6 protein-coding genes are annotated in these 16,437 nt (G+C 68.5%); 2 read left to right on the plus strand and 4 right to left on the minus strand.

From position 1 onward, the window contains the following. Positions 1–83 precede the first annotated feature (83 nt). Positions 84–959, plus strand: coding sequence for a lysophospholipid acyltransferase family protein (locus FE263_RS19875; RefSeq protein WP_240759963.1), 876 nt, complete (start codon positions 84–86; stop codon positions 957–959). Positions 960–1,042: 83 nt separating this feature from the next. After that, on the plus strand, positions 1,043–1,324 hold the full coding sequence (locus FE263_RS19880) for a hypothetical protein (RefSeq protein WP_138327786.1): 282 nt from the start codon (positions 1,043–1,045) through the stop codon (positions 1,322–1,324). An 18-nt stretch (positions 1,325–1,342) separates the two neighbouring features. Here the strand turns inward: FE263_RS19880 and FE263_RS19885 are convergent, their stop codons facing one another. Genes FE263_RS19885 through FE263_RS19900 form a run of 4 tightly spaced genes read right to left on the minus strand, consistent with a single transcriptional unit; the run spans position 1,343 to position 16,386 of the window. Further along, positions 1,343–2,386 (minus strand): alpha/beta hydrolase, encoded by a 1,044-nt coding sequence (locus FE263_RS19885; protein ID WP_138327787.1) that lies wholly within the window; start codon positions 2,384–2,386, stop codon positions 1,343–1,345. A gap of 3 nt (positions 2,387–2,389) precedes the next feature. After that, positions 2,390–6,349 carry a non-ribosomal peptide synthetase gene (locus tag FE263_RS19890; protein ID WP_138327788.1) on the minus strand — a complete coding sequence of 1,320 codons (3,960 nt, stop codon included), beginning with the start codon at positions 6,347–6,349 and terminating at the stop codon, positions 2,390–2,392. A gap of 19 nt (positions 6,350–6,368) precedes the next feature. Continuing rightward, on the minus strand, positions 6,369–14,477 hold the full coding sequence (locus FE263_RS19895) for a non-ribosomal peptide synthetase/type I polyketide synthase (RefSeq protein WP_138327789.1): 8,109 nt from the start codon (positions 14,475–14,477) through the stop codon (positions 6,369–6,371). A 10-nt stretch (positions 14,478–14,487) separates the two neighbouring features. After that, a complete protein-coding gene (locus tag FE263_RS19900) occupies positions 14,488–16,386 on the minus strand; it encodes an amino acid adenylation domain-containing protein (protein WP_338086749.1) in 1,899 nt (632 codons plus the stop codon). Positions 16,387–16,437 lie beyond the last annotated feature (51 nt).

The raw sequence follows: 16,437 nt of genomic DNA on the forward strand, positions 1-16,437 counted from the left end.
AGTCAAATCGGGCTCCGCGGCAACGGTAGAGATGCTAAGCCCTGTGCATGGCATCAACACGCAGCGGCGCCTGGAAGCAGGCAATGTCGCGGAGCGAGGCGATCCTCCTCGGATCCGGCATCGGAATGCTGCAATGCCTGAGCCCGTTCCAGGCCTCCAATCTAGGGGGCTGGGTCGGACGAACGTTGGGTCCGCACCTGCGCGCCTCGCGCACCGCCGACCGCAACCTGCGTCGCGCGCTGCCAGCGCTGGATGCAGAGGCGCGCGCCAGGATCATCACCGCGGTGTGGGACAATCTCGGTCGCAACATCGCCGAGTTGCCGCATCTTGCCGTCCTCGGTGGCGCGACCGCGGCGGCTGGCTGGGATATCGAGGGCGAGCAGCATCTCGCCCCATGCCGCGGCGGCAAGCAGGCGCTGTTCTTCTCGGGGCATTTTGGCAACTGGGAACTGGTGCTGCCGATTGCTGCCAGCCTCGGCCTGCCGGTATCCGGGTTCTACCGGGCGGCAGCCAACCCGCGCATCGACCGCCTGATCCAGTCGCTGCGCAACGGTCCCGGGTCCGTCTCGATGTTCCCCAAGGGGGCGGCGGGTGCGCGAGCCGCCATCGCGCACCTGCAGCATGGCGGCTCGCTCGGCATGCTTGTCGACCAGAAGATGAACGATGGCATCGCCGTGCCATTCTTTGGAGAGCCGGCGATGACCGCGCCGGCGCTGGCGCAGTTCGCGCTGCGTTACAGGGTTCCGCTGATCCCGATCCGGGTCGCCCGGCTTGGCCCGGCCCGGTGCCGCATGATCGTCGAGGCGCCGCTCGAGGTGGCCGTCACCGGGCGGCGGCACGAAGACATCTATGCACTCAGCCTGGCCATCAACCAGCGGCTGGAGCAGTGGATCCGTCAGGATCCTGGTAGCTGGCTCTGGCTGCACCGACGATGGCCAGCGGAAGCCCGCAGTGGATAGACGCGCCTATTGACGTTTTCTTTATGCATCCACGGCATCCGCGCTCCCGTAGCCAAATGAGCATGGCGAAGGGACTTTGACCGATGGACGATGAGGCCTGGCACTGGCTCGCCGTCACCCAGGATGGCCGCTACTTCATCCTCGACCCGGCATCCCTGGAAGGCGACGGCTCGTTCCGTGAGTTCGTGCGCCGGCTCGAGGCCCAGCAGATCCCCGGCTGGCTGGCCACGACCGACCAGCCGCCGGATAGCGAGCGAGCGCTGACCCTCAATCTCATCTGCAAGCTGACCGAGTGCGAGGGCGACTGGAAGGCAGCCAGCGCCGCCTTCGCCCGCGAGCGTGGCCGAAGCCTGGTCAGCAGCTGATTGCGGGTCGGTCAGGCGCTACGGCGAAAAAGTCAGCCTGACCTCGGGATACGGGGAGCGCGGCTCGGCAAGCAGCTCGGAGGCCTTCCCGGTAAGCTCTCTTGCGAAGTAGGCCTCGGCATATCTGCGGATCAACGCCGAGATACGCAGCGACTGCACCGGCCCGGGCAGGCTGTGCCCGCGCAGCGAGAAGTGCGCCGGGGTATCCGAGAAGCTCTCATGGCCGGTGCCTTCGATGATCATCATGATGGCGTCGGGCCGCTGGAGCCTGCCCCGTATGCGCCGCAGGTCGTGCTCGGTAAGTCGCGCCGACTCCCGGGTAGCAGCATCCGGCGATGCCAGTTCCGCCGCGGTCGGATCCGCCTCGTCGTCGCTCATCAGGAAATATGACTGCGGGAAGTCGAGCTCGGCGCCCGGGCCGAAAAGCCAGCCGTCCATGTTGAGTACCGCCCGGAAACGACGGTCGGTGCTGGCCGCCTGGGTGGCGATCGCGCCGCCGAACGAGAAACCGAGGATGCCAACGCGGCTTGTGTCGATACGCGCGAACCGCGGGTCGCTGCCTGTAGCCAGGCGCTGCAGGGCATCGAGCAGCGCCACAGCATCCTGCGCCTGCAGCCTGACCTTGGCGTCGGCCTTCCACAGCGTGGCCTTCACCGTCGTATCGGTGGAGAGATCCATCTCCCCGGTGAGGCGAGGGTCTTCCTGCACGATCCTCACCTGCACGACGCAGAAGCCGTGGCTGGCGAGATCCTGCAGCAGTCGCGGGTTGTCGGCACGGGTGCCCGGCCAGCCCGGGAAATACAGCAGCAGCGGCACCGCGGAACCGGTCGCCGGAATGAAGAATTCCGTGCGCATGATCCGGCGATGACCGGCGGCACCCGGGCCGGCGGCCGCAGCAGGCAGTTGCGCCGCCGCCATGCCGAGCGACGCCGGATCCAGGCTGAACTGGCTTACCTTGCGGTCGCCGGCGGTCCGGTACACGTGCGGATGCGTCAGTTCGAGCCAGGACCCGACGGCGAACGCCAGCACGCCATGGAGATGGGCCAGCAGCCAGGCGCGCAAAGGCTAGGCCCGCGCCGCCCTGAGAAGATCGTCGACGATCCTCGCCATCGTCGTCACGCCCGGCTCGCGGAACATGCTGAAATGGTCTCCCGGCAGCGGATGCACCTCGATCCCGCCGGCGGCCAGATCGTCCCAGCCGAGCTGCGGATCGAGGAACCGTCCCGATGGCATTGTGTCGCGGTGGAACAGGCAGATCCGCCCGGTGAATGGACGCTGCGTGGACGTGCTCGCCGCCGCGTTGAGCAGGGCGACGCGATCCACGCTGCCCTCATGCTCGAGCATCACCGGCGCCCGGCTGACCATCCGGCCGAGACGGCCGATCCGCCGCCCGATGAAATCCTGCAGCCGGGTGCCGATGAAGGACAGCGTGCTGCCGAACGAGCCGGTGTTGTTGCGCCGGAAATCGGTTGTCAGCGTCTGCCAGCGGTAGGACCAGTCCGCCAGCCGGGCCTGCGCCGGCGGCTGGCGACGCAGGTAGCCTGGAGACCATGTATCGATCATCACCAGCAGGGGCACCTGCTCCCCCTGGTCCTGCAGCTGCTGTGCGATCTCGAAGGCCAGCACACCGGCAGTACATAGCCCGAGCAGGACATACGGACCGTCCGGCTGCTGGCGGCGGATGATCCTGATCTGGTCGGCTGCCATCTGCTGCAGCGTGAGGGTGTCGCCCTCCCGGCCGAGCTTGGCTGGCAACGCAAAGAAGGGCCGGTCCGGGCCGAGCTGCCGGGCCAGGTTGTCGTAGATCCAGGTGTGGTCGATGGCGAACACCGGCGGCAGGGTTCCCGCCGGATGCACCGCCACGATCTGCCCGTCATCCTCGCGGTCGCGATCCTCCACCAGCAGGCGGCTCAGCTCGCGCACCGTGGGGGCATGGAACAGGGTGGCGAAATCGATCTTGCGGCCGAATTCGCGCGCGATACCGGCCAGCAGCCGCGCGGCAAGCAGGGAGTGCCCGCCGAGGGCAAAGAAATCATCCGCAGGCGCGATGTCGGCACGACCGAGCAGCGCGCTCCACAAGACGATCAGCCGGTCCTCCACCGCCGCCACGTCCGGCGTACGGCCCGGGCCGGCCTCCGCCGCGGCATCGGTCCCAGCCGCTTCACCAAGACGGCTGCGATCGAAATGCCCGTCCGGCGTGAGCGGCATCTCCGGCAGCAGCGCGATGGCGTCGGGCTGCATGTAGCGCGGGAAGGCGCGCGCCAGACGGATGCGCAACGCCTCGGTCAGCAGATCCGTATCCGGCCCGGAGATGTCGCGACCGATCGGCACGACGAAGGCGGTCAGCACGTCCTGCCCGGTGTCGTCCCGGATCATCACGACACAGGCCTCGGCGACCCCTGAATGACGCAGGATCTCATCCTCGATCCAGCTCGGCTCGATCCGGAAGCCACGGGCGCGCATCGGCCGGCCCGGATGGCCACCCAGGCGCTCGATCCGGCCATCGTCACGCCACCGCACCAGCTCGCCGGTGCGACGCATCGTCCGACCCTCGCCACCGGCGGCAAGTTCGCCCACCGCCCCGATCGGCAGCAGGGCGCCATGCTGGTCGATCACCTGAAGCGCACTTCCTGGCACCGGCTGGCCAAGCGGTGGCCGGTCCGATCCCGGCTCGACACGGGCCACCGCAGTCCAGATGCTGCCAGGCTCGCCGAACAGGCTCCAGACCGGTCCCCCGGTCGCCAGCAGCCGGTCTGCCAGCGCACGGGTCATGCTCTCGTTGCCGCTGCACAGCATCTTCAGGCGTGGTTGGCCGGTCCAGCCAGCCTGCAGCAGACGCAGCCATAGAGCAGGCCGGCCCAGCAGGATCGTCGCCTTGACGTCGCGCAGCAGGCCGAGCAGCGCAGGGCCATCCGCCGTCTCCGCAGCGCCGGGCAGCACCAGCCGCGCGCCGGTCGTCAGCGGCAGCAGCATCTCGATCAGCACAGGCTCGCCATCGAGGGGACTTGCGGAGACAAGCCGGTCGGCGGCCTCGCACGGCAGCATGCCGGCCATGGTGCCGAGCAGACGAACCAGCTGGCGATGGCTTATGTTCACGAAGCTCTGGCGCTCGTTCCGCCCGGGGACATAAACCGCGCAGGCAACGGCTGCTTCCGTCTCCTCGACCTCCAGGGGCGCCGCGGACTCGTGCATGAAGGTCTTGCGCACGGCGTGCAGCGCAATCACGCGCTCAGCCTTGTCGAGGAGTTCCGAGCGGACGCCCTGGGTCAGGATGAGCGGCAGGCGGGCCTCGCGCAGCATGCGCTCCCGCTGCTCGGCTGGCGCCAGCGGATCGAACAGCACGAAGCTGGCGCCGGCCTTCAGGACAGCCAGCACGCTGACCAGCAGGTCTGCCTCGCGCGGCAGCACCAGGCCCACCCGCATGCCCTGGATCAAGCCGTTCCGGCGCAGATAGCGCGCCAGGCGGTTCGCCATGCGGTCGAGCTCGCCATAGGTCAGGCTACGGCCGGCTTGCACCAGAGCCGGCGCACGCGGATCCCGCGAGGCCTGCCGCTCGAACAGCGCATGCAAAGAGGCGCGTGGAACCGGTGCGGCACTGGCGGGGGCGCCGAGCCGTGCGATCCTGGCCTGCTCCGCGTCATCGAGGAGCGGCAGCTCGGCGATGGGATGGTCGGGATGGCGAAGGAATGCCGACAACAGGCAGCGCAGGGCTTCCAGCTGATGCAGGACAGACTCGCGCCGGTACAGGTCGCTGCTGTATTCGCAGGACAGGCGCCAACCCTCGGGGCGCTCCACCATGAAGAAGTTGAGGTCGTACAGGCCGCCGGGTGAATGTGACGGCAGGTCGACGAGGTTGAACTCCGACCGGCTCTCGTTGCTGATGAACGAGCGCTGATAGATGAAATTCACCGAGAAGAACGGGTTGCGGGTCAGGTCGCGCTTCGGCTGCAGGACCTGGATCAGCTGCTCCATCGGCAGGTTCTGATGGTCCAGCGCCGCCTGCACCATGTCCTGGGTGCGGAGCAGGAGCTCTGGCAGCGTGGGCTGGTCGGAGACGTCCTGGCGCAGCACGAGCGTGTTGATGAAGACGCCGACCATGTCCTCCAGCTCGACCTCGTCACGGCCGATCACCTGCGTGCCGATGGCGATGTCAGTCTCGCCGGACGTGCGGTTGAGCAGGATGGTGAGCGCCGCGAGCGCGGTGACGAACAGGGTGTTGCCGTGCTGCCGGCTGAACGCCTGCAGGTTGTCGGTCAAGGTGCGGTCGAGCAGCAGCCCGACGATGTCTGCACCGGTCGCCGCGGTCGGCGGATGCGGCCGATCCGGCGGAACCTCGAGATAGGCCATTCCGGCCAGCTGGCGTTGCCACCAGGCAGCATCCGACTTGAATTCGCCGCCGCGGATCCGCTCGCCATGCCAGCGCGCGTAGTCGCCATACTGGATCGGCAGCTCCGGCAATCCGGCATCCCTGCCGAAGCGGGCTGCGTCGTAGTGGAGCCCGAACTCGCGCGCGAGCACACCGATCGACCAGCCGTCGGCGACCATGTGGTGCACCGTCAGCAGCAGCAGGGTGCACTGCTCGGCGACCCGGATCAGGGTGACGCGCAGCAGCGGCGGAACCGACAGGTCGAAGCGCGTCTGGGCCTCGATCCTGCCGATCCGTTCAGCCTCCTGCAGCGCCTGGTCGGACGGCAGCGTGGTGAGGTCGAGGCTGGCAACACGGAAAGCCACCGACGGCGCGACCATCTGCATCAGCGACCCGTCGATCTCCTCGAACGACGTGCGCAGTATCTCGTGCCGCCTGATGATTGCCTCGAAGGTCCGTTCCGCCAGCTCCGCCGACACCCGCCCCTCGAGCTGCCAGCGTACGGCGATGTTCAGCGACGGGCTGCCAGGCTCAAGGCGGTCGATCGCCCAGAACCGCTCCTGCGCGATCGAGGCCGGAAACCGTAGGGGTTCCGGCGCCGACGGCGCAGCCGATCCGATCAGGACCGGCTCCTGGGTGGGGTGCTGTACGGCGGACACGAGTGGGTTTCCCTCAAGCTTAGGCGGAGCGTCCGTCCGGGCCGCCTGGCGGACGGACGCGTGCGAACTGGCTGAGCTGAGGTTTCACATAGACTGGTGCGGCCGCCGCGTCAGCCTCCGCCTCTTGCGCATAGGCTGCGCAGATCCGCGCGACCGTTCGCAGCCGGAGGAGATCCTTGGCCGCAACCGGCAGGCCCTCGCGGTTCGCACGCGCGGTGATCTGGAAGATGTGGATGGAGTCCGCGCCCAGGTCGAACAGGTCGTCATCCACGCCCACCTGATCACGCTTGAGCACCTCGGCCCAGATATCGGCCAGGAGGGTCTCGCTCGCGGTGCGCGGCGGCGCCGAGGTGCGCGAGGCAAGACGCACCGCAGGCGCCTGGTGCTGGCCGGCCATCGAGACCAGCGCCTTGCGGTCGAGCTTGCCATTGGCGGTGGTCGGCATCTCCGGCAGCCGCACCCACGCGGTCGGGATCATGTAGTCTGGCAGGTATGGTGTCAGCAGCGCGCGCAGCTGCGCGGGCGAATGCTCGTGTCCCTCGCGTTCGACATAGCAGCCGACCAGCTGAGCCATATCCTGCTCCTCGCGCAGCACCACCGCGGAGGCTTGCAGAAGCGCGTGACGGGCCAGCACCGCCTCGATCTCGCCGATCTCGATGCGGAAGCCGCGCAGCTTGACCTGCAGGTCGATCCGCCCGAGCAGCTCAACCTCGCCATCTGAGCGGTGCCTGGCCAGATCGCCGGTCCGGTACAGGCGCGCGCCAGGATGCGCCGGGTTGAAGCGATCGGGGACGAACTTCTCCTCGGTCAGCTCCGGCCGCTTGTGGTAGCCGTCGGCGACGCCGTCACCGCCGATCCACAGTTCGCCAGGCACGCCGATCGGCGCCGGCTGGCCGTGACGGTCCACGATGAAGAAACTGGTATTGTCGATCGGACCGCCGATCGTGATCACACCGGTTCCGGTGACGACCGGATGGGCTGCCGACCAGATCGTGGTCTCGGTCGGACCATACATGTTCCAAAGCTCGCCACCGCCGGTCAGCAGCTGATCGGCCAGCAGGCGCGGCAGCGGCTCGCCGCCGGCGAGCATGCGTAGGCCAGGCGATGGCTTGAAGCCGGACTCCAGCAGCATCCGCCAGGTGGTCGGCGTCGCCTGCACGAGGGTCGCGCCACAGCGCCGCATGCGCGCCAGCAGGGCATGGCCGTCCATCGCCTCCGCGGTCTCGACGATCACAGTGCGGGCGCCGACGCAGAGCGGGAGGAACAACTCCAGCACCGCGATGTCGAACGATACGGTGGTGATTGCCGGCACCACGTCGCGCGACGTGAGACCGGGCCGCCTTGCCATCGCGGTCAGCAGGTTGACGACCGAACGGTGGGTAACGCGGACGCCCTTCGGAAGCCCTGTCGAGCCGGAGGTATAGGCGATGTAGGCAAGACGGCCGGCATCGAAGCGGTCGTCCGGCAGGGCTTCTGGCTCCCGCGAGATCGCCGCCTCGTCGATGGCCGGGTTGCAGACCAGGTCGAAGGTGTGCTGGCCATCGACCGCGAACGGCCCGGAGACCAGCAGCCCCGCCGCCTCGCTGTCACGCAGGATATGCTGCAGCCGCGCGCGCGGATGGCGCGGATCAACCGGGACATAGGTGTAGCCGGCCTTCAGCACCGCGAGCAGCCCGACCAGCATGTCGATCGAGCGGTCGAGCATGATGACGACGCGCGCGCTGTCCTGTCCGATATGCCGGCGCAGATAATGCGCGAGCTGGTTGGCGCGGCGGTCGAGGGCGCCGTAGGTGATGGTACGATCGCCGAAGCTCGCGGCGATGGCCTCGGGCGTTCGCGCGGCCTGCATGCCGAACAGGGTGTGTACCCCCTGCTCGCGCGGATAGTCCCGTGCGGTCTCGTTCAGCGCCAGCAGGGTCTGGCGCCGCTCCGCCTCGGGCAGCATCGGCACCGTGCACAGCGGCTGGGCCGCACGGACGGTCATCTGCTCGAGCAGGGTCTCGAACAGGCCAAGCCAGCGGGCCACGGTGGCGCCGTCGAACAGGTCGCTGTTGTAATCGCACTCGATCGCCAGGCCGCCGACGGACTCCACGATGTTGCAGAACAGGTCGAAATTCACGAACTGCTTGGCATTCGCCTCGACCGCCACGTCGAGGCCGGAGAAGTGCAGCCCGTCGCCGAGCCGTTCCAGATTGAACTGCACCTCGGCCAGCGGCAGCCGGTTCGGGTCGCGCGGCAGCGCAAGGCGGCGGACAATGCGGCCAAGCGTAGTGTCCTGGTGGTCGTACGCATCCAGCACCACTCGCCGGGTCGCCGCCAGATGCTCGGCGACGGTGGTGCCGTCGGTCCAGCTTCCGCGCAGGGGCAGGAAGTTGACGCAGTGCCCGACCAGGATCTCGTCTTCAAGCGCCGACTGGCCGGCGGTTGGCACGCCGACCACGACCTCGTCGGTGTCCGCCAGACGGCCAACGAGGGCCTGGAAGGTTGCCAGCAGGGTCACGAACAGCGTGCAGCCATGCTCGGCGCCAAGACGCTTGGCGGCGCGATACAGGTCGGGACCGATCCGGCGACGCTCGGTGGCGCCGCGGAAGCTCTTGATCGCCGGGCGTGGACGGTCCGACGGCAACTCAAGTGGCTGTACGGGTGTGGCGAAGCTCCTGTCCCAGAAGGCGTCCGTCTCTGCGACGGCGGCCGCCGGTCGTATCGACTGGTCGCCTGCATAACGGCTGAACGGAAACGGCGCCGGCAGGCCATGAGGGCGCCCCTCGCGCCGGGCCGCGTAGCACTCCGCCATTTCGCCCACGATCACGTTGATCGACCAGCCGTCACTGACGATGTGATGCGCCGTCAATACCAGCACCGAGCGCGTCGGCGCCTGCCGGAGCAGGGTCGCCCGCAGCAAGGGGCCGCGGACCAGGTCGAACGGAAGCCGGGCGTCGCGGCCGATCAGATCGCCAAGCGTCCCGTCGGCCAAAGCCAGCCTGATCGGCAAGGCGGGCTCGATCCAAAGGCTGGAGCCGGCATTGTCGAAATGCGCCCGCAAGGCATCGTGCCGGTCGACGACATCGGCCAGCGCACCTTCCAGCGCCGCGACGTCGAGTTCGCCGTCCAGGGTCAGGCTGACAGATTCGTTGAAGGCGCAGGACGCCTCGTCGCCCATCTGCGCCGACAGCCAGATCTCGGTCTGCGGCTCGGTCAGCGGCACCTGGAAGGCGGTGGCGGGACGCTCGTCGCGGTCGGCCGGGCGATGCACCGGCTTGCCCGCGCCGGGCTCCGGGGACGGCAGGATGCCGGCCTGCTGCGCCCGCAGCACGGCGCCCTTGAGGGCTTCGGCAATGCGCGACAGGTCGGCGTCGGTATGCGCCGTGGTCAGGAAGCACGGGAAACCTTCCTGGATGTGGATGCCGGCGTCGCGCAGGTCGTAATAGAGCAGGCTGGCAAGTCCGCTTTCGGCGGCGAAACTGAAATAGAACCAGCTCGCGAACGTCTCGAGGCGCGTCGCCAGACCGCGCTGCTGCAGGAAGCCGTTGATGTCGTCGATCATGCGCCGGGTGCGCTGCTCCAGCCCCTGCTGCATCCCGGGGCCGGCCTGCTTGATGTGCTGCAGCACCGCCTGCGCAGAGGCGAGCACCAGCGGATGCCTGACGAAGGTACCGGCGAAGAAGGTCACCGCGACTTCGGGCACGCTGTCGTCGCCATACTGCCAGTCGCCACCATCGAGCGCGTCCATGAACGCCGCCTTGCCGGCCAGCACGCCGATCGGTAGTCCGCCGCCGACAACCTTGCCGTACGTTGCAAGATCGGCACGGATGCCGAACACCGCCTGCATGCCGCCGGGATGCACCCGGAAGCCTGTCACCACCTCGTCGAACACGAAGCAGGTGCCGGAGGCTGCGGTGATCTCGCGCAGCGCGCGCAGGAACTCGACCGGACGCAGCGCCGGATGACGGCTCTGCACCGGCTCGACGATGACGGCCGCAAGCTCGCTCGCATTGTCCCGTATCCACTGCAGCGATTCCGGGGATGCATAGTCGAGGACTACCATGTTGCCGACGGAGCCGCTGGGGATACCTGCTGCGACCGGCGTTGCGATCGGCGTCGTCTTCGAGCGGCCGCCCTTGATGAGCACTTCGTCGAATTGGCCGTGATAGGAGCCCGCGAACATCACGACACGGCTGCGCCCGGTGACGGTGCGGGCGATGCGCATCGCCGCCATCACCGCCTCCGAGCCGGTGTTGCAGAACGTCGCGCGCTCGTTGCCGGTGAGTTCGCAGAACAGCTCTGCGACCTTGCCGGCGAGGTCGGCCTGCGGCCCGATCGCGAAACCCGCCTCCAGCTGCCTGCTGACCGCCTCGACCACGAAGTCGGGACTATGGCCGAAGGCGGTCTGGCCGAAGCCGTTGACGAGATCGATATACTCGTTGCCATCGACGTCCCAGATGCGCGAGCCCTTCGCGCGGTCGCTGACGATCGGGTAGACCATCTCCTTCCAGATATCGCGGAACCCGGCTGCCACGCGCGGATCGGCGAGCGTTGCGCGATGCGCCGCGGTGTATTCCTTCGAGCCGCGCGTCCGGCGCACATAGCGCTCGGTGAGCGACGCGATGTACTGCTGCTGGGTGGCGTCGAGATGGGTTCCCGAAATCGTCCGCGCCGGCCCGAAATTCTCGAACCGGGCGGTTGCCGCGGCATCGGCGGCTGCAGCCGGCTTGTCCGCCACAGTCGGCCCGGGCTGCGGCATCGGCGTTGCTGCGACCGGAGTTGGAGCCGGAGGGGGAGCGGAAGCAGCCGGAAGCGCCTGTCCTCGAAGCAGATCGAGCTGACGCCCCATCAGCTGCGACATTGCCGCGAGCTGGTCGCGCAGGATCGCTTCCAGGCCAGCACCGGGCGCCGGGACCGGCGGAATAGTATCATACGCTTGCGCCGGCACGGTGACGGCGATCGGGGCGTGGACGCGGGCCTGCGCATCATTCGCGGCCGGGGCCTGGACCAGCAGCGCAGCTGGTGCCGCCGCCACCGGCTCGGGCGCAACCTGACCCGCGATGAAGTGCGACAGCGCCGGGATCGTTGCAAGATCGCCGAGCAGCTGCCGGAACTTTATCTTGAGTCCGAAACGGTTCTCCAGCCGCTGCGTCACCTGGCTCAGGAACAGCGAGTCGAAGCCAAGCTCCAGGAACGTCTTGCCGGCTTCCTCGGGTGCGATCCCCTCACCCGACAGGTCCTCGATGATCGCGGTGACGGCAGCAACGACCCCGGCCAGGTGGTGCGCGCCGTCGACGGCAGTCCCGGAGCCGGGCGGCACCTGATCTGGAGACGCGAGCGCTGATGTCGGGACGATGTGCTGCATTTCGATCTCGGGCATACGAGGCAAGGAAGGAGGCACGACAGCAGCCGACGTGACCGCAGGCGCGGACGCCGGCTCGTCGATCCAGTAGCGGCTACGCTGGAAGGGATAGGTCGGCAGGGACACGCGACCGGCCGGTACATCGTCCTGCAGGGCAGCCCAGTCGGGGCTGCAACCGGCGGTCCATAGGCTGCCCAGCGAGGCCAGCATGCAGGCCAGATCCGGCGTCTCGCGGGCCTGGTCCGGCAGCGATGCCAGCACCCGGTCGCGGCGGCCTTTCGCGGCGCCCTGCAGCGCCAGCGTCTGCAACGTGTTGCCCGGTCCGACCTCGATCAGGATCGGCTGATCGCGCCCGTCGGCGGATGCAGCACCCGCCATCAAGGTCGCCAGCGCCTCGGCGAACCGCACCGGCTCGCGGCAATGCCGTGCCCAGTAATCGGCCGACCGCGCCTCGGTATCGGTAATCCAGGTCCCGCTGACGCAGGACACGTACGGTATGGCGGGCGCGGCAAGCGCTAGACCCGCCACGCGCTCCGCAAGCGGCGCCACCACCGGATCTACCATCGCGGAGTGGAAGGCGTGCGACGTGTGCAGGCGACGGCAGCCATCGCCACGCTGCTGCAGCGTCACCTCGAGGGCGGCAACCGCCGCGTAGGGTCCCGACACCACGCAGAGACGCGGACCGTTCACCGCGGCAATATCCAGCCCGGCGTCCAGCAGCGGCAGCAGATCCGCCTCGGGCAGCCGCACCGCCAGCATCGCGCCACCGGGCAGCGCCTGCATCAGCCGGCCACGCTCGGCGACCAGACCGAGCGCTTCCTCGAGACCGAACACGCCCGCGAGGCAGGCGGCGACCAGTTCGCCGACGCTGTGACCGATCATCATGGCGGGCACGATGCCCCAATGCATCCAGAGCTGGGCCAGCGCGTACTGCACGGCGAAGATTGCCGGCTGCGCCGAAGTCGTTTCCATCAGCCGGCGGTCGCTGTCGGCGTCGCGCTGCGACGGATAGAGCAGCGCGATCAGGTCGATGCCGAAACCGGATCGCAGGATCTCGGCGCACCGGTCGATGTGGCGGTGGAACTCGGGCTGCTCCCGGTAGAGGTCCAGCCCCATCAGCGGATACTGGGCGCCCTGCCCGGGAAACATGAAGGCGACCGGTGGAGGCGATGCGGCCGCGAGCGTGCCCACCGCCGTACCCGTCGCGGTCATGGCGCGCAGCCGGGCCACCGCGTCATCGGTCGCGCCACAGACCAGCGCGGCGCGGTGCTCGAACGGCCTGCGGCCGAGCTGGAGCGTATGGGCGACCGCCCCGAGCGGACGAGCAGGATGCGTCTGCAGATCGTCCGCCAGGCGGCCGCACGCCTGCTTCAGCGCAACCTCGCCGCGGGCGGACAGCACCAGCAGGGATTGCGACCGCTCGCCCGGGATCGCCGTGACCAGGGGGGCTTCCTGCAGCACGACATGGGCGTTGGTGCCGCCGACACCGAATGCACTGACGGCAGCCCGACGCGGGCCGGCTTCCTGCCGCCAGGGCTGCGTCGCCGCCTGGACGAAGAACGGGCTGCTGGCGAAGTCGATTGAAGGGTTTGGCGCCCGATAATGCAAAGTGCCGGGCAGGATACGATGATGCAGCGACAGCGTCGCCTTGATCAGGCCGGTCACACCGGCGGCCGCGTCCAGGTGGCCGACGTTCGGCTTGGCCGAACCGACGGCGCAGAACTGGCGGTCCGCCGTCTGCTGGCGGAAGGCCTTGGTCAGCGCGGCGATCTCGATCGGGTCGCCGAGCGGGGTCGCGGTGCCATGGCATTCGATGTATGAGATCGACCGCGCGTCGACCCCGGCTGCCTGCTGGGCGGCGACGATCACCGCCGCCTGACCGTCTACGCTCGGCGCGGTGAAGCCGACCTTCGAGGCGCCGTCGTTGTTGACGGCGGACCCCTTGATCAACGCATAGATGTGGTCGCCGTCGGCCAGCGCATCCGACAGGCGCTTGAGCAGCACGATGCCGGCGCCGCTGCCGAACACCGTTCCGTTCGCCTCGGCATCGAAGGTGCGGCAGGTCCCGTCCGGCGAGACCATTCCACCTTCCTGGTAGTGGTAGCCACGCTTCTGCGGCAGCGTGATCGAGACGCCGCCGGCAAGCGCCATGTCGCAGGCGTAGCAGAGCAGACTCTGGCAGGCCTGGACGATGGCCACCAGCGAGGTCGAGCAGGCGGTCTGCAGGCTCAGGCAAGGGCCACGGACGTCGAGCTTGTACGCGATCCGTGTTGCAACGAAATCCAGTCCTGCGCCTAGCAGGACCGGATAGTCGCTGACCTGGTAGGTACTGGTGAAGCGGCGCAATCCGTCCCGATTACCGGCAACGTTGTTGAGGAAATAGCTGTTCGGTGAGCTGCCGGCGAACACGCCAATGGTTCCATCGTAACGGGCTGTGTCGTAGCCGGCATCCTCGATCGCCTCCCAGGCGCATTCGAGCAGGACCCGCTGCTGCGGATCAACCAGCCTCGCCTCGCCGGCATGCATGCCGAAGAACGACGCGTCGAATTGGTCGACATCGTCGATGACGGCACGGGCGCGCACGAAGTTCGGCGCGGCACGCTCCTCCGCAGTAAAGGTGTCCTCGAGTTCATGCTCCGCAAAGTGCGTGATGGCATCGACGCCCTCGCAGAGATTGCTCCAGAACTGCCGCACCGACGGCGCACCCGGGAAACGCCCCGCCATGCCGACGATTGCGATGGCGTCTGCATCCTCGTCGGGACGGTCGCTGTTGTCGTCACGCATCTTCTGGCTTTCAGGCGCGCGTGCGTCGGAGGCGGGCGAAGGCGTCGCGTTGCCGTGCGCCGCGATCGCGTGCGGCCAGCACCTCGACCGGAGCGGACTGGTCCTGCGACGGACCGGCCTTCTTCGACAGATGAGCCGCCAGGGCGGCAATGGTCGGACGGGCGAACAGGTCGGTCATGTCGAGATCGCTCCGCAGGCGGATCCTGAGTTCGGCGTGGATCGCCATGAGCTGCAGCGAGGTGCCGCCCAGGTCGAAGAAGTTCCGGTCGCGCGGCGGATCGGAGATGCCGAGCGCGCGCCCCCAGACCTCGGCGACGACCGTCTCCAGGCTGCCGGTGGTGGTTGCCGGTGCTGGACCGGCCGTCCCCTGGCCGTTACGGGAGGCGAAGGCGGCGTTGAGCGCAACCCGGTCGATCTTGCCGTTCACGGTCAGCGGGAAGCTTGCATGCGAGAGGAAGGCGGATGGAACCATATAGGCCGGCAGCAGGCCGCGCAGCGCCGATCGGAGGGCGTCGTCCCGTTCCCGACCAGACGCTTCGGTGCTCTCCTCCGGCTGCAGCAGATGCGCCACGATGCGCCTGCCGGCCGGCTCGCCAGCCACGGTGACCACCACGTCGCGCGCCGCGGCAACCTCCCGAAGCGCCGCCTCGATTGCCGACAGCTCTACCCGCTTGCCGTCGAGCTTGACCTGTCCGTCCTGCCGTCCGTGGAATTCGAGGGCACCGTCCGGCCGCTGCCTGACCATGTCCCCGGTCCGGTACAGCCGGGCGCCCGGGTTCATCGGGTCGGCGACAAAGCGGGTCGCGGTTAGCTCGGGCAGGCCGAGATAGCCCAGGGCGACGCCTTGGCCGCCTGCATACAGCTCGCCAACCGTGCCCGGCGGCACCGCCATCAGCTCGGGATCGAGGAGGCGTATCTCGGTCCCTGCGATCGGCGTCCCGATCGGGATCGGGCCGGCTTCGTCACCGGGCCGGATCGTGTGGCAGCAGGTGAAGGTGGTGTTCTCGGTTGGGCCGTAGCCGTTGATGAGCCGGCAGCCGGGCAACGCCCGCATTGCCCTTCCGACATGCGCCGGCGACAGCACGTCGCCGCCCGCCAGCAGTTGGCGAAGCGGACGCAGCGCCTCCAGCCGTGTGTCGATCATGAGGTGGAAGAGGCCGGCGGTGAGCCAGAGCGTTGTCACGCCGGCGCCCTGGATGAGCCCGGCGATATCGTCCAGCGATGGCTGCGCCATGGTCGGCAGGACCAGCCGGCCGCCATTCAGCAGGGCGCCCCAGATCTCGAAGGTCGATGCGTCGAAGGCGAGCGGCGCCAGTTGCAGGAACACCTCGTCAGGTCCGAAGGACGCGTAGTCCGCGCCCACGACCAGGCGTACGACGCCACGATGTGGCACCACCACCGGCTTGGGACGGCCGGTGGAGCCGGAGGTGAACATGACATAAGCGGGGCTGTCCGGGCCGACGGTTGCCGGGTCAACCAAGACGGGTTCAACCAGGAAGGGGCCGACGCCGGTCGCTGACGGGTTACCGCCAGGGGGAAGCGTAATGGTTGCGGCCTCCCAGAAGCGATCACTACCGACCCCGCCGTCCGCATCAACCAGCATGGCGGCGATCTCGCTGTCAGCGGCCATGCCCGACAGGGTCGGCCGCGGATTGCCAAGATCGAAGGGCACGTAGGCGGCGCCCGCCCGCAGGATGCCGAGCATGGCGACGATCTGGGCGATCCGGTCGGCGAGCACGAAGCCCACATGCGACCCGGCGCCGATGCCCTGACGACGCAACACGCCGGCCAGCTCCGCGGAGCGCCGGTCGAGCTCGCGATACGTGAGGCGGTCCCCGCCACGCTGAACGGCGACGGCCCCGGGACAAAGATCAGCCTGACGCTGGAAGATCTTGGTGATCGTAGAAATGGTCCGCTCCGATTATGTTCAGCACGCCAAACCGGGCGGGCCATTGTCGCT

It is taken from the genome of Lichenicoccus roseus (genome assembly GCF_005844085.1).
GTDB lineage: Bacteria > Pseudomonadota > Alphaproteobacteria > Acetobacterales > Acetobacteraceae > Lichenicoccus > Lichenicoccus roseus.